Origin of the sequence: Aeromonas sp. QDB18 (genome assembly GCF_027705325.1) — a bacterium.
GTDB classification, from domain to species: domain Bacteria; phylum Pseudomonadota; class Gammaproteobacteria; order Enterobacterales; family Aeromonadaceae; genus Aeromonas; species Aeromonas caviae.
In genome coordinates, this window is record NZ_JAPDBQ010000009.1 from 1 (window position 1) to 20,377 (window position 20,377).

General features: G+C 62.0%; 20 protein-coding genes, 1 rRNA gene and 1 pseudogene. 11 read left to right on the plus strand and 11 right to left on the minus strand.

Annotated elements, in window-relative coordinates:
- The first annotated feature begins 179 nt into the window (after positions 1-179).
- Positions 180-294: ribosomal RNA gene (gene rrf, locus OKC30_RS03020) — 5S ribosomal RNA — on the plus strand.
- Between the two features lie 101 nt (positions 295-395).
- Here rrf and OKC30_RS03025 read toward each other — a convergent pair.
- From OKC30_RS03025 to ilvY, 3 genes are all read right to left on the minus strand, one after another.
- Positions 396-2,969 (minus strand): bifunctional acetate--CoA ligase family protein/GNAT family N-acetyltransferase, encoded by a 2,574-nt coding sequence (locus OKC30_RS03025; RefSeq protein WP_160838234.1) that lies wholly within the window; start codon positions 2,967-2,969, stop codon positions 396-398.
- A gap of 90 nt (positions 2,970-3,059) precedes the next feature.
- Positions 3,060-3,251 (minus strand): hypothetical protein, encoded by a 192-nt coding sequence (locus tag OKC30_RS03030; RefSeq protein ID WP_010676124.1) that lies wholly within the window; start codon positions 3,249-3,251, stop codon positions 3,060-3,062.
- Positions 3,252-3,358: 107 nt separating this feature from the next.
- Entirely contained in the window at positions 3,359-4,252 is an 894-nt protein-coding gene (gene ilvY, locus OKC30_RS03035; RefSeq protein WP_124245146.1) for an HTH-type transcriptional activator IlvY, read from the minus strand.
- 193 nt (positions 4,253-4,445) lie between these two features.
- Between ilvY and ilvC the strand changes: the two genes are divergently transcribed.
- Positions 4,446-5,927: a ketol-acid reductoisomerase gene (gene ilvC / locus OKC30_RS03040; RefSeq protein WP_039041087.1), complete on the plus strand. Its 1,482-nt coding sequence runs from the start codon at positions 4,446-4,448 to the stop codon at positions 5,925-5,927.
- Between the two features lie 163 nt (positions 5,928-6,090).
- Here the strand turns inward: ilvC and pgi are convergent, their stop codons facing one another.
- Positions 6,091-7,740 carry a glucose-6-phosphate isomerase gene (pgi, locus tag OKC30_RS03045; RefSeq protein ID WP_039040994.1) on the minus strand — a complete coding sequence of 550 codons (1,650 nt, stop codon included), beginning with the start codon at positions 7,738-7,740 and terminating at the stop codon, positions 6,091-6,093.
- Between the two features lie 421 nt (positions 7,741-8,161).
- On the opposite strand from pgi, the gene OKC30_RS03050 reads away from it, so the two are divergent.
- Positions 8,162-8,350 carry a hypothetical protein gene (locus tag OKC30_RS03050; RefSeq protein ID WP_029314882.1) on the plus strand — a complete coding sequence of 63 codons (189 nt, stop codon included), beginning with the start codon at positions 8,162-8,164 and terminating at the stop codon, positions 8,348-8,350.
- 115 nt (positions 8,351-8,465) lie between these two features.
- Here the strand turns inward: OKC30_RS03050 and OKC30_RS03055 are convergent, their stop codons facing one another.
- The 5 genes and pseudogenes from OKC30_RS03055 to coaBC form a co-directional block, all read right to left on the minus strand.
- Positions 8,466-9,302: a mechanosensitive ion channel domain-containing protein gene (locus tag OKC30_RS03055; RefSeq protein WP_042864726.1), complete on the minus strand. Its 837-nt coding sequence runs from the start codon at positions 9,300-9,302 to the stop codon at positions 8,466-8,468.
- A 386-nt stretch (positions 9,303-9,688) separates the two neighbouring features.
- Positions 9,689-9,790, minus strand: a pseudogene (locus OKC30_RS03065) (nucleoid occlusion factor SlmA); the annotation flags it as partial.
- 10 nt (positions 9,791-9,800) lie between these two features.
- Entirely contained in the window at positions 9,801-10,397 is a 597-nt protein-coding gene (gene slmA / locus OKC30_RS03070; RefSeq protein ID WP_005307475.1) for a nucleoid occlusion factor SlmA, read from the minus strand.
- Between the two features lie 70 nt (positions 10,398-10,467).
- The gene (gene dut / locus OKC30_RS03075; protein WP_010676116.1) at positions 10,468-10,926 is read right to left on the minus strand and encodes a dUTP diphosphatase; all 459 of its coding nucleotides are present in this window, start codon (positions 10,924-10,926) and stop codon (positions 10,468-10,470) included.
- Between the two features lie 76 nt (positions 10,927-11,002).
- Entirely contained in the window at positions 11,003-12,205 is a 1,203-nt protein-coding gene (coaBC, locus tag OKC30_RS03080; RefSeq protein WP_161646788.1) for a bifunctional phosphopantothenoylcysteine decarboxylase/phosphopantothenate--cysteine ligase CoaBC, read from the minus strand.
- Between the two features lie 146 nt (positions 12,206-12,351).
- Here coaBC and radC point away from each other — a divergent pair, with 146 nt between their 5' ends.
- From radC to OKC30_RS03110, 6 genes are all read left to right on the plus strand, one after another.
- Positions 12,352-13,026, plus strand: coding sequence for a RadC family protein (gene radC, locus OKC30_RS03085; RefSeq protein WP_160838230.1), 675 nt, complete (start codon positions 12,352-12,354; stop codon positions 13,024-13,026).
- 136 nt (positions 13,027-13,162) lie between these two features.
- Positions 13,163-13,399: a 50S ribosomal protein L28 gene (gene rpmB / locus OKC30_RS03090; RefSeq protein WP_005307492.1), complete on the plus strand. Its 237-nt coding sequence runs from the start codon at positions 13,163-13,165 to the stop codon at positions 13,397-13,399.
- Between the two features lie 11 nt (positions 13,400-13,410).
- Positions 13,411-13,578 (plus strand): 50S ribosomal protein L33, encoded by a 168-nt coding sequence (rpmG, locus tag OKC30_RS03095; protein ID WP_005323752.1) that lies wholly within the window; start codon positions 13,411-13,413, stop codon positions 13,576-13,578.
- A 90-nt stretch (positions 13,579-13,668) separates the two neighbouring features.
- On the plus strand, positions 13,669-14,124 hold the full coding sequence (locus tag OKC30_RS03100; protein WP_160838228.1) for a hypothetical protein: 456 nt from the start codon (positions 13,669-13,671) through the stop codon (positions 14,122-14,124).
- 14 nt (positions 14,125-14,138) lie between these two features.
- Positions 14,139-14,951 (plus strand): bifunctional DNA-formamidopyrimidine glycosylase/DNA-(apurinic or apyrimidinic site) lyase, encoded by an 813-nt coding sequence (gene mutM / locus OKC30_RS03105; protein ID WP_160838226.1) that lies wholly within the window; start codon positions 14,139-14,141, stop codon positions 14,949-14,951.
- A 176-nt stretch (positions 14,952-15,127) separates the two neighbouring features.
- Positions 15,128-16,000: a VirK/YbjX family protein gene (locus OKC30_RS03110; RefSeq protein ID WP_160838236.1), complete on the plus strand. Its 873-nt coding sequence runs from the start codon at positions 15,128-15,130 to the stop codon at positions 15,998-16,000.
- A 74-nt stretch (positions 16,001-16,074) separates the two neighbouring features.
- On the opposite strand, the gene coaD is transcribed toward OKC30_RS03110, so the two are convergent.
- The gene (coaD, locus tag OKC30_RS03115; RefSeq protein ID WP_045522755.1) at positions 16,075-16,557 is read right to left on the minus strand and encodes a pantetheine-phosphate adenylyltransferase; all 483 of its coding nucleotides are present in this window, start codon (positions 16,555-16,557) and stop codon (positions 16,075-16,077) included.
- 221 nt (positions 16,558-16,778) lie between these two features.
- On the opposite strand from coaD, the gene OKC30_RS03120 reads away from it, so the two are divergent.
- Positions 16,779-17,822 (plus strand): glycosyltransferase family 9 protein, encoded by a 1,044-nt coding sequence (locus OKC30_RS03120; protein WP_041214218.1) that lies wholly within the window; start codon positions 16,779-16,781, stop codon positions 17,820-17,822.
- 340 nt (positions 17,823-18,162) lie between these two features.
- On the opposite strand, the gene OKC30_RS03125 is transcribed toward OKC30_RS03120, so the two are convergent.
- On the minus strand, positions 18,163-18,939 hold the full coding sequence (locus tag OKC30_RS03125; protein ID WP_010676108.1) for a glycosyltransferase family 2 protein: 777 nt from the start codon (positions 18,937-18,939) through the stop codon (positions 18,163-18,165).
- A gap of 339 nt (positions 18,940-19,278) precedes the next feature.
- On the opposite strand from OKC30_RS03125, the gene waaF reads away from it, so the two are divergent.
- Positions 19,279-20,376 (plus strand): lipopolysaccharide heptosyltransferase II, encoded by a 1,098-nt coding sequence (gene waaF, locus OKC30_RS03130; protein ID WP_160838224.1) that lies wholly within the window; start codon positions 19,279-19,281, stop codon positions 20,374-20,376.
- Position 20,377: the final 1 nt, after the last annotated feature.

A 20,377-nucleotide genomic window follows, 5' to 3' on the forward strand; every position in this document is an offset into this window, starting at 1 on the left:
TGTAAGCGTAGCGATACGTTGAGCTAACCCATACTAATTACCCGTGAGGCTTAACCATACAACACCCAAGAAGTGTTTCTGGCCTTGTAGCGAATGAGCGAACTACTTACAAATTCAGTGATAATGACAAGCAACTAGCGAAGTCGTTATTCACGTCAGCTTTCTGGATTAAGATTTTGCCTGGCGGCAATAGCGCAGTGGAACCACCTGACCCCATGCCGAACTCAGAAGTGAAACGCTGTAGCGCCGATGGTAGTGTGGCATTCGCCATGCGAGAGTAGGACACTGCCAGGCACCCAATACAAGAAACCCCGCTCACTCGAGCGGGGTTTTTTATTGCCTGAAATTCACGTTATCCATCCATATCTGGTTGATTTACCACCACGATTGTATCGTTATACAACCTGATCAGCACAGGGCAGCTCCATGTTGACTATCCCGTCTTCCAGCTGAATATCGATCTTGAAACCGAGCCGTTTGGCCAGATTGATCATGCCGCGATTGCTGGGCATGGTCATGCCAGAGAGCTGGCCTATGCCACGCTCTCTGGCATAGCGCACGATCTTTTCCATCATCAACTTGCCGAGTCCGAGGCCTTTCAAGTCTGAGCGGACCAGGATGGCAAACTCCGCATCCGATTGATCCGGGCTGGCAATGGCTCGCACCACTCCCAGGATCTGCTGGCTGAAAGGGCCGTCCTGACCCACGGCGACGAAGGCCATTTCCCGGTCATAATCGATCTGGGTCATGCGGGCCAGCTCCTCATGCCCCAGCTCCCCCACGTCGGCGAAGAAGCGTTTGTACCTGTCTTCATCAGACACCTGCCGCACGAACTGCTTGTGGGCCGGCTCGTCTTCGGGGCGGATGGGGCGCAGCAGTACATGACTCTGATCTTTCAGCCAGGCCCCCTCTTCCAGCTCGGTGGGATAGGGGCGAATGGCCAGTGGCAGCACTTGTTGTCCTCGCTCTGCCAGGACGAGCCGGGCATCCAGGATCACCATCTCTTCGCCACAGGCCTGCAGCGGGTGCAGATCCAGTTCTTGTATCTCGGGGAAGGCCAGCAGCAGCTCGGAGAGCTGGCACAGCACCTGGCCGAGGGCGTCGATATCGAGCCGTACCGGACTGGCCTGCTCGCGGATCTTGCCATCCTTGAGGGCACCAATGATCTGGTAGCGAGCCAGTGCCTGGTTGAGGGGAGGAAGGGCCGCGACCATCTCGCGGGGCTCGGCGCCGGATTCCCCGAGCAGGATGACGGGGCCGAAGACCGGATCCTGCTGCAAGCGGATCCGTAGCTCCAGACCCCCGCTGCGGCGTGCCATGCGTTGTACCAGAAGCCCTTCTATGCGGGCGCCAGGATCGTGCTGACGTACCCTGTCCAGAATGGCATCCGCCGCCTGGGCGACTTCCGCCGAGGTGCGCAGGTTCAGCATGACACCGTGTACATCGGATTTGTGGGCGATGTCGGGAGATCGCAGCTTCACCGCTACGGGGTAGCCGATCTGTTCTGCAGTCAGTGCGGCCTCGATGGCATCGGAAACGATCCAGGTCGCGAGGGTGGATAGCCCGGCTGCCTGCAAGATGGGATGGGCCAGGTGGGTGTCCAGCACCCTCTGCTGGCGCTCCAGCGCTTGCCCAAGGAGCTGCTGGCAGCGCTCGACATCGAGCCTGTCGCCCTGCAGGGAGGCTGGTGTTTCCATCAACTGCTTCTGGTTGCGGCGATATTCCACCATATGCATGAAGGCCGTGACGGCGCTTTCCGGGGTGCGATAGGTCGGGATGCCCGCCTCGTTGAACAGGCGTCTCCCCTCCTGGGCGGAGTATTCGCCTGCCCAGTTGGTCAGGATGTTGAATCGTCTGGCCCTGGGATGCTGCTTGATGAAGTCGATCAGGCTGCTGGCGAGGGTGACACCTCGGGCGGTGAGGGACGGTGCATGGATCAGCAGGATGGCATCGGCACTGTCCCCTTGCAGCAGCGTCTCGAGTGCACTCTTGTAGGCCTCGATATCGGCATCGCTGCCGATGTCGAGGGGCGGCATCGCCAGCTTGCCTCCCCGAGACAGCAGTACGTCTGCGGCCATGTTGGCGAGGCCGCGCCCATTGGAGAGGATGGCGAGCCGCTCCCCCTTGAGGGTCAGGGAGTGGCTCAGGGTCTCGACAGTGGCAAACAGTTCGTGGGTATCCCGGACGCGCAGCATTCCAGCCCGGCGGATGGCGGCATCATAGACATTGTCGAGACCGTTGGCCGGGTCGTGCCGACCGCTCTTGAGGATCAGGATGGGTTTGTTGCGCGAGGCGGCACGGGCGGCGGAGAGAAAGTGCCTAGCATCGTACAGCTTGTCCATGTAGATCAGGATGGCGCGGGTCGTCCCGTCCCGGGAGAGCTGATCCAGCAGTTGGCCAAAGTCGATGTCGCAATGATCGCCCAGGGAGATGAAGGCCGAGAAGCCGATTTCGCGCTGCTTGGCCCAATCCAGGATGGTGGTGCTGACCGCTGCCGACTGGGAGAGAAACGCCACCTGTCCCGGAGTCGCTGCAATGGGGGAAAAGCTGGCGTTGATACCCTGCCCGGGGAGCAGCATGCCCATGCTGTTGGGGCCGAGCAGCCGGATGCCGTATTGCTGGCACAGATGCTTGAGCCGCAGGCGCTCGTCAGTGGAGAACTGGGCGGCCAGTATGATGGCGGCTCCGGTTCCTTTCTTGCCGAGCCCCTCGATGAGCGGCAGTACCCGTTCGCGCCGGGTACAGACGATGGCGAGATCGGGGGAGAGGGGAAGGCTCTCTATGTCCGGATAGGCGAGCACGCCAGCGATGGCCTGGCTGCGGGGGGCTACGGGTAGTATAGGGCCCTGGAACTGACCCGCCAGCAGGTGCCGGATGACCACATGGCCTGCTTTCTGCGGATCACTGGAGGCGCCGATGACGGCGATCGAGTGAGGTTTGAAGAGCCGATCCAGGCCGCTTTGTTTCATGGGCACTCCTCGTGGTGGCCCCCGGGGCGAGGGGGACGGATGGTGCCAGTCTAATACGCTTTGCGTGCGGGTTCTGTGACCGATTGCGGATCACGATCTGGCCAGTGCGCTGGCGCGCAGATAAAAGCGCAGCTCCCCCTGAATGCATTGCACCGTGGCGAGGTGCCTGTCCTGGAGATAGATCTCCTGCTCCCGATCGAGTTCATGGCGCTGGACCCCGAGGCTTTGCAGATATTCTGCGAACAGGATGGCACTGCGGATTTCGACAAGATGCTGGCTCACGCTCTATTCCTTGATGGTGGCTGGATGGTGCTGGCCAGTGTCCCCTCTTCTCCCCCACTTTCATACTGATACATTTGACACTCACTGTGGCTCCGACGCCTGCCGGATCAGCGAAGGCCTCCCTGGCCGCGTGCGGTGTCCCAGAAGGCGCGGATCAGCGGCTCTTCCAGCCGCTTCTTGAGTACGGCGATGCCGACGTCGAACGCCTTGAGCGCCGGTTTGGGCTCGACCACACGCACCTTGTCCCCCATGGGGCTGTGATCGATGACGGCGGCAGGCACGACACCCACACCGAACCCGAGGGCCACCATGGCGACGATGCCCTCGTTGCCCGCCACTTCTGCATAGATGTTGGGAGCTATCCCCTTGTTGCGAAACCATTGATCACAGCGCTTTCGGGCCAGCCCCTGCTCGGAGAGGATCAGTGGCAGCCGCTCCCAGTCTGGCTCTCCCTGAGAAAACCACTGGCTCTGCTGCGGTGCGGTGCGGGGGGCGATGAACACCAGAGGGACTTGTTGCAGGCTGGCGAATTCCAGCTTGGACGAGAGCGCATCCGGCCTCGCTGCGATGGCGAGATCGGCTTCGTCAGCCAGGATCTTGTCCACTGCCAGTGCAGGGTCGCCGGTCTCCAGCTTGATCTCCAGTTGGGGATAACGGCGACGAAAGCGTTCCAGTACCTCGGGCAGCAGAAAGTAGCTGGCGGTGACCGAGCAGAACACCCGCAGCCGCCCTTGCAGCGGCTCGTCGCTGCGTTTGAGCTCCTGTTTGAGTTGGCGCCACTCCTGCAGCAAGGCACCGCCAAACTCCCGCAGCTTGTCACCAGCAGGGGTGAGCCGCACCGAGCGGTTGTCCCGCTCGAACAGCACGCAGCCGGTCTCCTGCTCCAGTCGCTGGATGGCGCGGCTCAGGGTGGAGGGGCTGACCGCCATGGCATCGGCGCTTTTGCCGAAGTGGAGGGAGTCGGCGAGGTGGAGAAACAGTTCAAGATTGCGAAGGTCCATCTTTTTATTCCTGCTGCGTTGTCAGGCGCCCTGTAGCACGATGGCTCGGCGGCGGGAGATTGCGGGAAATCACATTTCAATTCCTGCAACGTACTGTTTCGAATATATCAGTTCAGGCAATAAGTGTCCCGCGCTATAGTGGTTTCGACAACGCCGCTATCCGGCATGGAATCAATCGAACGGAGCAATCACCATGGCTAACTATTTCAACACCTTGAACCTGCGTCAGCAGTTGGCCCAGCTGGGCAAGTGTCGTTTCATGCAGCGCGAAGAGTTCGCGGACGGCTGCAACGTGCTGAAGGGCAAGAAGGTGGTGATTGTGGGCTGTGGCGCCCAGGGTCTGAACCAGGGTCTGAACATGCGCGACTCCGGGTTGGACATCTCCTACGCCCTGCGCAAGGCCGCCATCACCGAGAAGCGCGCCTCCTGGCAGAAGGCCACCGACAACGGCTTCGTGGTCGGCACCTATGAAGAGCTGATCCCGACCGCCGATCTGGTGCTGAACCTGACTCCGGACAAGCAGCACTCCGACGTCGTCAAAACCGTGATGCCGCTGATGAAGCAGGGCGCCGCTCTGGGCTACTCCCACGGCTTCAACGTGGTGGAAGAGGGTCAGCAGATCCGCTCCGACATCACCGTCGTGATGGTTGCACCCAAATGCCCGGGCACCGAAGTGCGTGAAGAGTACAAGCGTGGTTTCGGCGTACCGACACTGATCGCCGTCCACCCGGAGAACGATCCCCAGGGTGAGGGCATGGCCATCGCCAAGGCGTGGGCCTCTGCTACCGGTGGTGACCGTGCCGGCGTGCTGGAATCCTCCTTCGTCGCAGAAGTGAAATCCGACCTGATGGGCGAGCAGACCATTCTGTGCGGCATGCTGCAGGCCGGTTCCCTGCTCTGCTACGACAAGCTGGTTGCCGAGGGCACCGACCCGGCCTATGCCGGCAAGCTGATCCAGTTCGGCTGGGAGACCATCACCGAGGCCCTGAAGCAGGGCGGCATCAGCCTGATGATGGACCGTCTCTCCAACCCGGCCAAGCTGCGTGCTTTCGAGCTCTCCGAGCAACTGCGCACCCTGATGCGTCCGCTGTTCGAGAAGCACATGGATGACATCATCGCCGGCGAGTTCTCCCGCGGCATGATGGCTGACTGGGCCGAAGACGATGCCAAGCTGTTCGGCTGGCGCGAAGAGACCGGCAAGTCCGCCTTCGAGAATGCCCCTGCCTATGCCGGCAAGATCGCCGAGCAGGAGTACTTCGACAATGGCGTGGTCATGGTGGCCATGGTCAAGGCGGGTGTCGAGCTGGCGTTCGAAACCATGGTGGCCTCCGGCATCTATGAAGAGTCCGCCTACTACGAGTCTCTGCACGAGCTGCCGTTGATCGCCAACACCGTCGCTCGCAAGCGTCTGTACGAAATGAACGTGGTCATCTCCGATACCGCGGAGTACGGCAACTACCTGTTCGCCAACGCCGCCGTGCCGCTGCTGCGTGAGCACTTCATGCCGACCCTGCAAGCAGGGGACCTGGGCAGTGCCCGTGCCGAGAGCAAGGCGGTGGACAACCTGGCCCTGCTGGCTGCCAACGAAGCGACCCGCAACCACCCGATCGAGAAGATCGGCCAGACCCTGCGTGGTTACATGAAGGACATGAAGCGTATTGCCGTTGGCGGTTAAGCCTTCGCTGAGCGGCATCGGAAGGGGCGGGGATGACGATCCCCGTTACTGGCTGGCTTAGACACCTGGCCTGTCGTCCGGATGATGCAAACAGACAGATTGAAGCCTATAAAAAAGCCCCGCTCATCGAGCGGGGCTTTTGCATTCTGGAGGGCGCGAGCAATCAGGCCTTCCAGGCTTTCCAGGTGTTGATCAGGCCGTTGGTGGAGCCGTCGTGGCTGGTGACGGCCTCATCGGTGCCCAGCTCCGGCAGGATCTTGTTGGCCAGCTGTTTGCCCAGCTCCACACCCCACTGGTCGAAGGAGAAGATGTTCCAGATTGCGCCCTGTACGAAGATCTTGTGCTCGTACATGGCAATCAGGGAGCCGAGGGTTTTCGGGGTCAGCTGCTTGAACAGGATGGAGTTGGTCGGGCGGTTGCCTTCGAACACCTTGAACGGCACCAGATCCTTGACCTGCTCTAGCGTCTTGCCGGCGGCCAGGAACTCGGCCTCCACCGCTTCCTTGCTCTTGCCGAAGGCCAGGGCCTCGGTCTGGGCGAAGAAGTTGGCCAGGAGCTTCGGATGGTGGTCACCGATGGGGTTATGGCTGATGGCCGGCGCCAGGAAGTCGCAGGGGATCAGCTTGGTGCCCTGATGGATCAGCTGGTAGAAGGCGTGCTGGCCGTTGGTACCCGGCTCACCCCAGATGATGGGGCCGGTCTGGTAGTCCACCGGATTGCCGTCGCGGTCCACGTACTTGCCGTTGGACTCCATGTTGCCTTGCTGGAAGTAGGCAGGGAAGCGGTGCATGTACTGATCGTACGGCAGGATAGCTTCGGACTCGGCACCATGGAAGTTGTTGTACCACAGGCCGATCAGGGCCAGCAGTACGGGCACGTTCTGTTCATAGGCGGCAGTGGCGAAGTGCATGTCCATCTCGAAGGCGCCTTGCAGCAGGGCCTCAAAGTGCTCGAAGCCGAGGGAGAGGGCGATGGGCATGCCGATGGCGGACCAGGAGGAGTAGCGGCCGCCGACCCAGTCCCAGAACTCGAACATATTGTCGGTGTCGATGCCGAACTCGGCAACGGCCTTGCCGTTGGTCGACAGGGCGGCGAAGTGCTTGGCAACGTGGGCCTTGTCACCGGCATGACCGAGGAACCAGTCGCGGGCGGTCAGGGCGTTGGTCATGGTCTCCTGGGTGGTGAAGGTCTTTGAGGCCACCAGGAACAGGGTGGTTTCCGGATCGATCTTCTTGAGCGTCTCGGCGATGTGGGTGCCGTCGACGTTGGAGACGAAGTGCATCTCCAGGTGATTCTTGTAGGGGCGCAGGGCCTCGGTGATCATGACGGGGCCCAGATCGGAGCCACCAATGCCGATGTTGACCACGTGCTGGATGGCCTTGCCGGTATAGCCCTTCCACTCGCCACCGATGACCTTCTCGCAGAAGCCCTTCATCTTGGCCAGTACGGCGTTCACTTCCGGCATCACGTCCTTGCCGTCAACCTCGATGGGACGGTCGGAGCGGTTGCGCAGGGCGGTGTGCAGTACGGCGCGCCCTTCGGTCATGTTGATCTTGTCGCCGTTGAACATGGCGTCGATGGCGCTGCGCAGATCGGTCTCGCCAGCCAGGTTCACCAGCAGCTTGAGGGTCTCTTCGGTGATCAGGTTCTTGGAGTAGTCGACCAGGATGTCGCCACCGAAGGTGAGGGAGAACTTGTCAAAACGCTTGGGATCCTGTGCGAACAGATCCTTGAGACGCATCTCCTTGTTGGCTGCAAAATGGGCTTCCAGTGCCTGCCAGGCCTGGGTCCGGGTTGGATTGATATTTTTCATAGGATTATCAGTCTTCCAAGTTGTGTTTGAACCTTGCAGGCAAGGCTCCCGCCAAACCTTATTATGCGAGCATTATACCGGGCACTCCGTGCGCCCCGTGTAACAGAGCATTACCAATTGTCTGCAACGAGGGAGTGTACAACCAAAACAGTGCGATTATGAGTCACTCAGTACCCCGGGATCTTGCGTTCGCGCATGCTTGTTCGGGTTGAAAAGGCTTTCATTTCAAGGGGAGCGCGGCCGTGGCTCTGGAAAGCTGGCGTGACAGATCAAAGGGTATTCAACAGACGCTCATCGGACGGTTTTTTGAGCAGGCGCAAATGGTGGGCAACAGACGCTGGCTATCATATGAGCCGAATGGACGAGATCTCCCAGGGATGGCCAAGGTATGGAATCAATGGTGTGGAATGAGGAGATCGAGATGAAAGCCCTGTTATCCCTGTTTGCCCTGAGCCTGATCGCCACCGGCCTCATCGGTTTGCTGACCCTGACGCTGGCCAATGCGGCGCCGACGCTGGAGATCCGCGTACTGGCGGTGATCGGAGCCGTGCTGGGGGGTTATGTGCTGATGCAGCCCCTGCTCAACCGGGTTGCACGCCGGCTGGGGTGAGAACGCGGTGCGACCTGGTGCGCAAGACCGGCCTGTGGCCGGTTTTTTCATGTCACAGAAGGCAGAAACGACAGTGCCAGCCCGAAGGCTGGCACTGGAGAACGCACACCGAGGATCAATCCGCCGTCTTTTGCATGTGGACCACACGCTGGGGGAAGGGAATCTCGATGCCCTCGGCGTCGAAGGTGAGCTTCACCTTCTCGTGGAAGTCGAACCAGACACCCCAGTAATCGCCGGTCTTGACCCAGGGACGCACCACTATGTTGACTGAGGAGTCGGCCAGCGCGGCAACGGCAATGGTGGCGGCCTGCTCCTTCAGGATGCGGGGCTCTTCGCTCACCAGCCGCTCCAGGATCTGTTTGGCCTTGCGCAGGTCGGAGCCGTAGCCGATGCCGAAGGTCATGTCGACGCGGCGGGTATCCATGCGCGAGTAGTTGACGATGGTGCCGTTGAGGATGGCGGAGTTCGGCACTACCACCATCTTGTTGTCACCCGAGGTGAGGGTGGTGGTGAAGAGCTGCACCGATTGCACAACGCCATTGGTGCCTGCCACCTCGATGAATTCCCCTGCCTTGATGGGGCGGAAGATGATGAGCAGGAAACCGGCGGCAAAGTTGGAGAGAGAGCCCTGCAGCGCCAGACCGATGGCCAGACCGGCGGCACCGATGATGGCTACGAAGGAGGCGGTCTGCACCCCGACCCGGCCCAGAGCGGCGATCACCACGAACACCAGAATGGTGTATTTGAGGATGCTGCCGACGAAGTGGGTGACGGTGGTGTCCAGCTTGCGGGTCTGCATCACCTTGACCACGCCACCGCTGAGAAGGTTGGCGGCAATGTAACCGACCAGCAGGGTGATCAGGGCGGCGGCGATGTTGACCGCATACTCGATGATCAGTCCCTGGTTGTTGGTCAGCCAGGTCTGTGCTTCGGTAATGATCTCGGGTTCCATAGGATGTCCTGTTGGTGTGAAGATTTATGGCAGATGAATCTAACACTTGAGCGCGACAAGCTGGGTCGCATCTGGTGCTTGTCTCTTCTTTTGTGCCACAAAAAGCAAGGGAGGCCAAGGCCTCCCGCTTTGTCACAACCCTGCTGGCGCAGGGACGCTGGGCATGTGCGCACTCAGCTTTGCAGCAGCTGGCTGCGGATAAACTGCCACTGATCTTCAGTGGGCTTGATTTTGAACTCGGAGCGGACGTGCATTGGTTGATGCGGTCTGCTGGCTCAGCTTTGCAGCAGCTGGCTGCGGATAATCTGCCACTGATCTTCAAAGCCGGCAGTGGGCTTGATTGTGAACTCCGAGCGGACGTGCATTGGTTGATGCGGTCTGCTGGCTCAGCTTTGCAGCAGCTGGCTGCGGATAAACTGCCACTGATCTTCAAAGCCGGCAGTGGGCTTGATTTTGAACTCCGAGCGGACAATGCATTGGTTGATGCGGTCTGCTGGCTCAGCTTTGCAGCAGCTGGCTGCGGATAAACTGCCACTGATCTTCAAAGCCTGCAGTGGGCTTGATTTTGAACTCCGAGCGGACGAACTGGCTGATGCGGCCCTCGGTATAGGCCAGCAGCAGGTTGGCCAGCATGGTCTCATCGAGCTGGAAGCCCTGGCCTTCCCGCAGCCGTTTCTCGCGCAGTACCTGCTTGATCTGGGTCTCCAGCTTGTCGAACAGGATGCTGATGCGATCCCGCAGCCGATCGTGTTCGCCCAGCAGGGCATCGCCATTGAGAATGCGAGTGATGCCGGGGTTGCGCTCGGCGAATACCAGCAGCAGCTGCAGTATGTGATGGCAGCGGGACATGGTGTCCTTCTCTTCGGCCATGATCAGGTTGACCCGTGACAGCAGGGAATCCTCGATAAAGTCGATCAGCCCCTCGAACATCCTCGCCTTGCTGGGAAAATGCCGGTAGAGGGCCGCCTCGGACACGCCCACCTCGGCCGCGAGGCGTGCCGTGGTGATGCGCTGGCCCGGGCTGGTTTCCAGCATGTGGGCGAGTGCCTGCAGGATCTGATCGCGCCGACTCTGTTTCTGGTTACTGCTTGCCATGGATTCCCCTAAAAAAACAATGGCTTGATTCTATTATTTGGCACGTGCCCCAGGGGGACGTGTGGTCTTGTTATTGGCGACCAGAAGAACCAAACCCGCCTTCACCCCGTTCACTCTGATTGAATTCGTCGACCAGCTGGAAGCTGGCCTGTACCACCGGCAGGATCACCAGCTGGGCGATGCGCTCGCCGGGCTGCATGGTGAAGCTGTCGTTGCCACGGTTCCAGACCGAGACCATCAACTGACCCTGGTAGTCGGAGTCGATGAGGCCGACCAGGTTGCCCAGCACGATGCCGTGCTTATGGCCGAGGCCGGAGCGGGGCAGGATGGTGGCGCACAGACCCGGATCCTGGATGTGAATGGCCAGCCCGGTCGGCACCAGCGTGGTGTCGCCTGGGGCCAGGGTCAGTGGGGCATCCAGCAGGGCGCGCAAGTCCATGCCAGCGGAGCCCGGTGTGGCGTAAGCGGGCAGCGGGAAGTCGGTGCCGATGCGGGCATCCAGGATTTTCAGTTCAATTTGTGTCGTCATGAATCTTTTTCAATTGGATCGCCTGGCGATCGGGTGGTACTGCAGGAGCCTGGGGCTCCCGGCATGTTCAATGGGCTCAGGGTCGATAATGGCGTGCAATCAGGGCGACAAGATGACGGGCGAGCGTCAGCTTATCGGCCAGGGGCAGGGCGGCTTGACCCCCTTGCCAGAAGACGGTCAGGGCGTTGTCATCGGCATTGAAACCCTGGCCTGCACGGGACACATCGTTGGCTGCGATCATGTCCAGCCGCTTACGTCGAAGTTTGTCGAGGGCGTATTGTTCCACATCCACGGTTTCGGCGGCAAATCCGACGGTGAAGGGTTTGTCTGACAACGCCCCCACATCGGCGATGATGTCGGGGTTTTTGACCAGGGTCAGCTGCATCTGGTCGTTGTCGCCGGTCTTCTTGATCTTTTGCTCGGCCACCTGGGCGGGACGGTAGTCGGCGACGGCAGCGCAGCCGATAAAGAGGTCGCACTCACCGACCCGGCTCATCACCGCTTCGTGCATCTGCAGGGCACTCTCCACATCGATGCGGGTAACGCCGGCCGGGGTGGTCAGTGCCACCGGGCCGCTCACCAGGGTCACCTCCGCGCCCGCTTCGCGCGCGGCGCGGGCGATGGCGTAGCCCATCTTGCCGGAGCTGTGGTTGCTGATATAGCGCACCGGATCGAGCGCCTCGCGGGTCGGCCCGGCGGTGAGCAGCAGCCTGACGCCTGCCAGGAGCGGTTCGGCTGCGAGCTGCTGGCAGCAGCGTTCCACCAGTTCCAGGGGATCCAGCATCCGGCCCGGGCCCACGTCGCCGCAGGCCTGGCTGCCGGAATCCGGCCCCCACAGCTGAATACCGCGCTCGGCTAGGGTCTGAAGGTTGGCCTGGGTAGCGGCGTTGCGATACATCTGCTGGTTCATGGCTGGCGCCAGGGCGACAGTCGCCGGGGTGGCCAGGCAGAGGGTGGTGAGCAGCTCGTCCGCCATGCCGGCGGCCATGCGGGCCATCAGATTGGCGCTGGCGGGGGCGATCAGCACCAGATCGGCCCATTTGGCCAGCTCGATGTGGCCCATGCCCGCCTCGGCAGCTGGGTCCAGCAGACTGTCGGCCACCGGGTGGCCTGAGACGGCTTGCAGGGTCAGCGGGGTGATGAACTCCTTGGCGGAGCGGGTCATCACCACTCGCACCTCGGCCCCCTGATCTTTCAGGCGACGTACCAGTTCGGCACTCTTGTAGGCGGCGATCCCGCCACTGACACCCAACAGGATGCGTTTATCGGCCAATCTCATCTGCTGCTTCTCTTCCGGCTCACTCTGACTGGTCGGCTAAGATAGCACAGGCAATGGGTGGCGACAGAGGCTGACATGGGGAGTTGTGGTCGGGCTCGCGGGATTCTTTGCTATGTTTTCTCTCAATAGCCATGAGGGAGAGACAAATGAGCATCAAGGAGTGGCCGGAAGAGGAGCGCCCGAGGGAAAAGCTGCTGCGCCGAGGGGCGGCGACGCTCTCCGATGCCGAACTGCTGGCCATCTTCCTGCGCACCGGGGTCAGCGGGTTGAGTGCGGTGGATCTCTCCCGCCAGTTGTTGCAGCAGTTTGGTTCCCTGCGGGCACTGCTGGGGTCCGATCAGCAGGATTTTTGTGGCGCTCACGGGCTGGGACCTGCCAAGTATGCCCAGTTGCAGGCGGTGCTGGAGATGGGGAGGCGCCATCTGGCCGAACAGTTGCAACGGGGAGAGGCGCTCACCTCGCCCGGGCTTACCCGGGACTTTCTGCAAGCCCAGTTGCGGGATCGAGGGAGGGAGGTGTTCGCCCTGCTGCTGCTCGACAACCAGCACAGGGTCATCCGGTTTGTCGAACTTTTTTACGGCACCCTCGACTCGGCGAGCGTCTGGCCCAGAGAAATCGTGCAGATCGCGCTCAAACATAATGCAGCCGCCGTGATTCTGGCGCATAATCACCCGTCCGGCGTGGCCGAGCCCAGTCGGGCGGACCGCCAGATCACGGATCGGATCCTGGCCGCCCTGGCCCTGGTCGATATCAGAGTGCTTGATCACCTGGTGATCGGTGATGGCATCACGGTTTCTTTCGCAGAGCGTGGTTGGTTGTGACTGGGCTCTGGCACTGTATTAGTTGATCTTTGATCACGGATGCTGTATAAAATGCCGCCTTCTGTTTGCCCCGCAATCGAAGGCCAGCGGGGCAGATATTTGCTCGAGCAATGAAGTAAGATTTGGAGAGACTGACATGTCTAGAGTATGCCAAGTAACCGGCAAGCGCCCGGCAGTTGGTAACAACCGTTCGCACGCTAACAACGCTACCAAGCGTCGTTTCCTGCCGAACCTGCACACTCACCGTTTCTGGGTTGAGAGTGAAAAACGCTTCGTGAGCCTGCGCGTATCCGCAAAAGGCATGCGTATCATCGACAAGCGCGGCGTTGAAGTGGTTCTGGCTGAACTGCGTGCCAGCGGCGTTAAGGTATAAGGAATTAGATCATGGCTAAAGGTATTCGCGATAAGATTCGCCTGAACTCCAGCGCCGGTACTGGTCACTTCTATACCACTACCAAGAACAAGCGCACCATGCCCGAAAAAATGGAGATCAAGAAATTTGATCCCGTGATTCGTCAGCATGTGATCTACAAAGAAGGCAAAATCAAGTAATTACTTGGTTTCGCTGCAAAAACCCGGCCTCGTGCCGGGTTTTTTTATGGCTGGAATTCAGTACACTGCCGATTCGAAGGGAGGCTAGCCATGTTCAAACTGAGCCGCAAAGGCTGGAACAACGTGATCATCGTGGTCGTGTTGATCGTCATTACTCTGTTGCACCGGCTGGAGCAGGCCCAGCAGGAGAACAGTGCCAAACGCGCGCGTCCGCTGTTGCCGGAGAGTGCCGTGGTACTGACCTGGCAGGGGCCGAGCTGGCAGATAGAGCGTATCGGCCAGGGCTGGCGCAGCGCGCCGGATCTGGGGTTTGGCAGCGCCCAGCTGGCGGCCCGCATCGAGGCGTGGCAAGGCTGGCTGCTGCCCCCCGGCGAGCCCGTGCGCGGCACCCCGGTGACCCTCAAGATCTGGATCGCCGGACAGAGCGATCCGGTGGAAGTCGGGCTCTATCAGGACGACGGCAAGTTTGCCGCTCTGCTGCCCTCCTCGACCTGGCTCAGCCTGAGTCAGGCGCAATACCGTGACCTGATGCGTCCCATTCCCTGAACGAGAGATCGCCCATGCCTGAATTACCGGAAGTCGAAGTCAGCCGCCAGGGCATCTCCCCCTGGCTTACCGGCATCAAGGTGACCCGCGTGGTGGTGCGGGACGGCCGCTTGCGCTGGCCCGTGCCCGGCGAGATCCAGGAGCTGGTGGATCTCGTCATACACCGGGTCAGCCGCCGCGCCAAATACCTGTTGCTGGAGACCGACTTCGGCACCGCCATCCTGCATCTCGGGATGTCCGGCAGCCTGCGGGTGCTGGACATCGGCACCCCGGCCGAGAAGCACGATCACGTGGATATCGAGCTGGCCAACGGCAAGCTGCTGCGGCTCAACGATCCGCGCCGTTTTGGCGCCCTGCTGTGGACCCGCGAACCGGCCGAGGCCCATGCCCTGCTCGTCAAGCTGGGGCCGGAACCCCTCACCGATGCCTTCCATGCCGATTACCTGCGGGAGAGGGCGAAGGGGCGCAGCACCGCCATCAAGCAGTTCCTGATGGACAACCACGTGGTGGTCGGGGTGGGCAACATCTACGCCAACGAGGCGCTCTATGCCGCCGGCATTCATCCCAGGCGGGCGGCGGGCAACATCAGCGCCGAGCGGCTGGGCACCCTGGTGAGCGAGATCAAACGGGTGCTGGCCGAAGCCATTCGCCAGGGGGGCACCACCCTCAAGGATTTCACCAGCGCCGACGGCAAGCCGGGCTATTTCGTCCAGCAGTTGCAGGTCTATGGCCGCGGGGGGCAGCCCTGTTTCCACTGCCATACCCTGCTCACCGAGGTGAAGATGGGCCAGCGAACCACGGTGTTCTGCTCCCACTGCCAACGCTGAAAGAGGGATTTTTGAGCCGGGATCAGCCAAGTTGTAAGAGAGTATTTCCGGTCTGTTGATGCGGCGTCAGCCCATGACTACTATCTCGCCAGTTCAGGCTGCGAGGTAATAAAATGACAGCTAAATCAATAGACTGGGAACAGTTATCCCGGCAGGGACACTATTGTGCCCACGATATGGCCCGCTTCCTCTATCCCGAAGACAGCGCCCGCAAGACCTTCAATCGCGGCAAGTTTTTGCTGCGCAGTCTGCTCTACCGTGCGCAGTTGAACCGGGTATTCGAGCTGTTCCAGAGCGCCCCCCTGCGGGCGCTTCCCGCCCGCCACCCCGAGCTGCTCGACAAGCCGATGCGCCCCTATCGCTTCGCCTGCTCGACGGTGAACCAGCGGGTCAAGATGGTGGAGGATCACTACCGCCTGCTGCTGGGCCTGTACCCCGAGCTCATCGACCCGCTCTATCTGGGGGAGGGGATAGTGCTGGGCCATTATCCCGATGGCGGCTGGCGCATCGTGCTGCGTCACGACGGCACCTTCCGCCGGGAGGCGGAGCTGGCGCTCTCCATCGTCAACGCGCGGGGGGAGCGACTCTACAGCTGTGCCTTCTCCCTGGCGGGCAGCGAACAGGAGCTGGCCCTGGTGATCGGGTCGGTGCAGGGGCCGGAGCCCTGTGTCGAGCAGCCCCAGGAGCAGGTGCGGGCATTGACCCGGGCGGGTCAGGGTCTGAGACCCAAGTCGCTGGTGGTGATGCTGGTGATGGCGCTGGCCGGGGCCATGGGGGCCCACCGGGTCTGTGCGGTGCGCATGAAGGCCCACATCTTCCAGGCAAGACGGTACAGCAAGAAGAAGAAAGCCTGCCTGCAGGCGGACTACGACGAGCTGTGGCAGGAGTTTGGCGCCCTCGATCAGGACGCCAACTTCGTGCGGCTGCAACCCGTGGTGCGCAAGCCGCTGGAGGAGGTGGCCGCCAAGAAGCGGGCCATGTACCGGCGTCGCTACGAGTGGCTGGACGGGCTGGAGCGGGCGATCCGCCAGCAGTTTGCCCACGGCTAGGCGTGCAGTGCGTTGATGCAACAAGGGCTACCCGCGGGTAGCCCTTGTTCGTTTCGGCCCATCAGGGGAGGGGATTAGCGCTGCTGCTTGGCGGCAATGGCCTGAGCCACCAGGGGGTCGACGAACTGGTGGATGTCGCCACCGTGCAGCGCCACCTCCTTCACCAGGGTGGAGGAAATGAAGGAGTTCTCCTCGGCCGGGGTGAGGAAGACGCTCTCCAGCTCCGGCATCAGGCGGCGGTTCATGTTGGCGAGCTGGAACTCGTATTCGAAGTCGGAGACGGCGCGCAGGCCGCGGATCAGCACGTTGGCCTGCTGCTCCCTGGCAAAATCCACCAGCAGGCCGGAGAAGCCCACCACCTTGACGTTGGGCAGGTGAGCCGTCACCTGCCGGGCCAGCTGAACGCGCTCCTCGAGATCGAACAGCGGCCGTTTGCTCGGGCTGTTGGCCACCCCGACCACCACTTCGTCGAACAGTCTGGCGGCGCGGCCAATGAGATCGGTATGGCCGTTGGTGATGGGGTCGAAGGTGCCGGGATAGATTACCTTGTTGGTCATGCTGCTGATTCCTGAAACCGGAAAACTGGTCGCATTATAGGGGCTGTTGCCGGTTTGTCGCGACCGGGATGGCGCGGATTTCTGGCGCTGATCGGCGGCTGGGGTCGCACAAATCGGAGCCCCGTGGCGTCTTCGCTTGAGAATCGCCCTGCATCAGGCAAGAATACCCGCATCGCGCATCAAGCCTCCTTCGCTGGTGACAGGGAGCATAGGGATTTTTTATGAAACGTATTCTGGTAGTCCGCAATGACAAGATTGGTGACTTCATGCTGGCGTGGCCGAGCTTTGCCATGCTCAAGCGCTCCATGGAGTGTCATGTGACTGCCCTGGTTCCCGCCTACACGGCGCCCTTGGCCCGCCTCTGCCCATGGATCGACGAGATCATCCTGGATCCGGGTGCCCGGGCCGACAAGGAGCAGCAACGCGCCCTGCTGGCGCGCATCAAGGCGGCCGCCTTCGATGCCTCCATCTGCCTCTTCTCCAACACCCGCAATGCCAAGCTGGTGTGGAAGGCGCACATTCCCTACCGGCTGGCCCCCGCCACCAAGCTGGCCCAGGTGCTCTACAACCAGCGCCTGGTGCAGCGCCGCTCCCGCTCCCAGAAGCCGGAGTACGAATACAACCTGGATCTGGTGCGCCGCTTCCTCGCCGATCAGCATCAGACCGTGGTGGAGCCACAGGGCCCCTACCTCGACTTCGACCCAGAGAGCCTGCTGCAGGTGCGCGAGCAGGTCGCCGCCCGTCTCAGGCTCGACGCCAGCCGCCCCTGGCTGATGGTGCATGCGGGCAGCGGTGGCTCGGCCAACAACCTCTCCATCGAGCAGTACTCGCGCCTCATCATCAAGCTCAACCAGGCCTGTCCCGAGTTGCAGTGCGTGCTGACGGCAGGCCCGGGGGAGGAGGGGAAGGCGGAGCAGTTGGCGGCGGAACTGCTGGCCCATGGGGGCAACGGCTGGATCTATCGCTCCGACGAGGGGCTGCCGAAGTTCTGCCAGGTGATGGCCAACGCCGCCCTGTTCGTTGCGGGCAGCACGGGGCCCCTGCACATCGCCGCGGCCATGGACGTGCCGACCGTCGGCTTCTTCCCGGCACACCGTTCGGCGACGCCGCTGCGCTGGCGGCCGCTCAACGGCGAGGGGCGCCATCTGCCCTTCAGCCCGCCGGAAGACAGCGACCACCCGGAGGACATGAGCCAGCTCGATCCCAAGGCCATGGCGGCAGAGATCGCCCGCTGGGCGCCGCCCTTCTGGCGCGCCGAGCGCTGAGAGCGCACACAGAACATACAGACAGGGCCCCGCGGGGCCCTGTCTTGTATGGGGTTGCGCCCTGCTGGCAGACCGGCCGACCGGGCGTGGCTCCCGACAGCCCCTTTACGGGCCTGCCCGGGCTCCGGGCAGGGGAAACCTGTCGGTATAAGCCGGAGTCGGGTCATGTTGCCAATATTCATGCATTCGGCTTATAGCGGCCAGTTTTCGTCCGTGGCGCCCGGGTTTGCGCCGTGAGCGGCCCCGCGAGGGCTGCGCCCGCTCCATGGCAATGGGGTTTGCCCCTTGTTCCGCTGGAACAAGGGGTGAGTGATTAATGGGATGTTTGAGGCGCGATGCCCTATTTCGGCTGCTGGGGCTGCTGTCGAACCCAGAGATCGGCGTATTTGACGAAGGTGGAGTGGGCGGAGAGGATGGCCAGCAGCAGGCCCTGCTTGCCGTCGAGGAAACCGGCCTTGAGCAGGTACATCTTGAGGAAGCAGCCGACGGCGTGGACCAGCCCCTGGCCGAGGGATCCCTTCTTGCCGCGGGCGGTACGCTGATCGGCCCAGGCGCGGGCGTAGCCGGCGGATTTGACCAGGTAGTGTTCCAGATCCCGGTAGGTGTAGTGGAGGAGGTCGCCCTGCAGGTTGACGATCTTCATGTTGGCGCGCACCTCCACCTTCTCGTGTACCAGCGCCTCGTTGTAGCCGGTCAGCGCCTTGGGGTAGAGGCGCAGCACCCGATCCGGGTACCAGCCGCTGTGGCGGATGAAGCGACCGAACACCCAGGAGAGGCGCGGGATGGAGTAGATAGTGTCGCTGGCCGGGTTGGCCATGACCCCCTGGATGGCTTCCCTGAGTTCGGGGGTGAGCCGCTCGTCCGCGTCCAGCCACAGCACCCACTCCGACTGGACATGGGACTGGGCGAGGCGGCGCTGACGGCCGAAACCGGGCCAGGTGGTGTTGACGAAGAAGCGGGCGCCAAATTCGGCGGCGATGGCCGGGGTGTCATCCTGACTGCCGGAGTCGAGAATGACGATTTCATCCGCCAGGCCTTCGAGGGAGGCGAGGCAGGCACGGAGGTTGTCGGCTTCGTTCTTGACGATCAGGACGGCCGCCAGGGTCGGTTTTTTCACAGGCAAGGGACTCTTGTTGGTGCCCGGCGGGCGGGTCATGCTCGGATTGGCGCCCATTCTAGCCTAAAACCCCGCGCGGGGCATGACCCGAGGGCCCGGTGGGCCCGCTTTTGAATGCGGGGGAAGGGGGATCTCTGCTACCCGGCAGTCGGTGGCCCAGGGCACGCCGTGTCCGGGTCGAAGAGGGCCTCAGGAGGGATGCGCGGGGGAGCAGATCCTGCCAGGGAGGCGGTTTGCGGGAGCAGACGGGTATCTTCTGTTATTTCTTCGGCCTTTCTTGGGGCATAATCTCGCCCAGTAACGATCAACAGCCGGGCCAGTCCCGAGAGAAGACGCGCGATGAAGATATTGGTGATCGGCCCCTCCTGGGTCGGCGACATGGTGATGTCCCAGAGCCTCTACAAGGCGCTCAAGAGCAACCACCCGGGCAGCGAGCTCCATGTGATGGCGCCGGCCTGGTGCGTTGCGCTGCTGGAGCGCATGCCCGAGGTGGACAAGACCATCCCCATGCCGCTTGGCCACGGTGACTTCAAGCTGGGGGCACGCCGCCGCCTTGGCAAGCAGTTGGCCACGGAGCAGTACGATCAGGCCATCATCCAGCCCAACTCCATGAAGTCGGCCCTCATCCCCTGGTTTGCCAGGATCCCGGTGCGCACCGGCTGGAAGGGGGAGCACCGCTTCGGTCTGCTCAACGACATGCGCAGCAACAAGCAGGCCTTCCCGCTGATGGTGGAAGGCTATGTGGCTCTGGCCTACCCCAAGGGGCAGATGAAGAGTCGGGACGACATTCCCGCTATTCCCCATCCCTCCCTGCACGTGGATCTCATCAACCAGGGCAAGGCGCTGGAGCGGCTCGGCCTGAATCGTGCCCGCCCCGTGCTGGTACTCTGTCCGGGGGCCGAGTTCGGCCCGGCCAAACGTTGGCCGGAAGGGCACTACGCCGTGGTGGCGCAAAAGCACCTCGACGAGGGATGGCAGGTGTGGATCTTCGGTTCGGGCAAGGACGTGGACGTGGCCAACACCATCCGCGATCGGATCAACCCCCTGTCGCGCCCCAACTGCCACGTGCTGGCGGGCAAGACCAGCCTGCACGAGGCGATCGACCTGATGGCGCTGGCCGGTCGGGTCATCGCCAACGACTCGGGCCTGATGCACGTGGCGGCCGCCCTCAACCGGCCGCTGATCGGCGTCTACGGCTCCACCTCGCCCCTCTATACCCCACCGCTGGCGGACAGGGTCGAGATCGTCCACACCGACATCGAGTGCCGCCCCTGCTTCAAGCGCACCTGCAAGTTCGGCCACCTCAAGTGCCTGATCGAGCTGATGCCGGAACAGGTCATCGAGGCGGGAAATCGGCTGGAGCGTGGGGAAACGGCAGATCTGACCATAGTGCTGCAGCCGGTGGAATCCTCCGCTGCTGAACCAGGTAATAGCTAGC

Coding starts and splice junctions, on each gene's coding strand:
- waaF (WP_160838224.1), top strand. CDS start 19,279: ATGAAGATATTGGTGATCGGCCCCTCCTGGGTCGGCGACATGGTGATG.
- dut (WP_010676116.1), bottom strand. CDS start 10,926: ATGACGACACAAATTGAACTGAAAATCCTGGATGCCCGCATCGGCACC.
- mutM (WP_160838226.1), top strand. CDS start 14,139: ATGCCTGAATTACCGGAAGTCGAAGTCAGCCGCCAGGGCATCTCCCCC.
- OKC30_RS03025 (WP_160838234.1), bottom strand. CDS start 2,969: ATGAAACAAAGCGGCCTGGATCGGCTCTTCAAACCTCACTCGATCGCC.
- coaBC (WP_161646788.1), bottom strand. CDS start 12,205: ATGAGATTGGCCGATAAACGCATCCTGTTGGGTGTCAGTGGCGGGATC.
- radC (WP_160838230.1), top strand. CDS start 12,352: ATGAGCATCAAGGAGTGGCCGGAAGAGGAGCGCCCGAGGGAAAAGCTG.
- OKC30_RS03055 (WP_042864726.1), bottom strand. CDS start 9,302: ATGGAACCCGAGATCATTACCGAAGCACAGACCTGGCTGACCAACAAC.
- OKC30_RS03100 (WP_160838228.1), top strand. CDS start 13,669: ATGTTCAAACTGAGCCGCAAAGGCTGGAACAACGTGATCATCGTGGTC.
- pgi (WP_039040994.1), bottom strand. CDS start 7,740: ATGAAAAATATCAATCCAACCCGGACCCAGGCCTGGCAGGCACTGGAA.
- ilvY (WP_124245146.1), bottom strand. CDS start 4,252: ATGGACCTTCGCAATCTTGAACTGTTTCTCCACCTCGCCGACTCCCTC.
- rpmB (WP_005307492.1), top strand. CDS start 13,163: ATGTCTAGAGTATGCCAAGTAACCGGCAAGCGCCCGGCAGTTGGTAAC.
- slmA (WP_005307475.1), bottom strand. CDS start 10,397: ATGGCAAGCAGTAACCAGAAACAGAGTCGGCGCGATCAGATCCTGCAG.
- rpmG (WP_005323752.1), top strand. CDS start 13,411: ATGGCTAAAGGTATTCGCGATAAGATTCGCCTGAACTCCAGCGCCGGT.
- OKC30_RS03050 (WP_029314882.1), top strand. CDS start 8,162: ATGAAAGCCCTGTTATCCCTGTTTGCCCTGAGCCTGATCGCCACCGGC.
- ilvC (WP_039041087.1), top strand. CDS start 4,446: ATGGCTAACTATTTCAACACCTTGAACCTGCGTCAGCAGTTGGCCCAG.
- OKC30_RS03120 (WP_041214218.1), top strand. CDS start 16,779: ATGAAACGTATTCTGGTAGTCCGCAATGACAAGATTGGTGACTTCATG.
- OKC30_RS03110 (WP_160838236.1), top strand. CDS start 15,128: ATGGCCCGCTTCCTCTATCCCGAAGACAGCGCCCGCAAGACCTTCAAT.
- coaD (WP_045522755.1), bottom strand. CDS start 16,557: ATGACCAACAAGGTAATCTATCCCGGCACCTTCGACCCCATCACCAAC.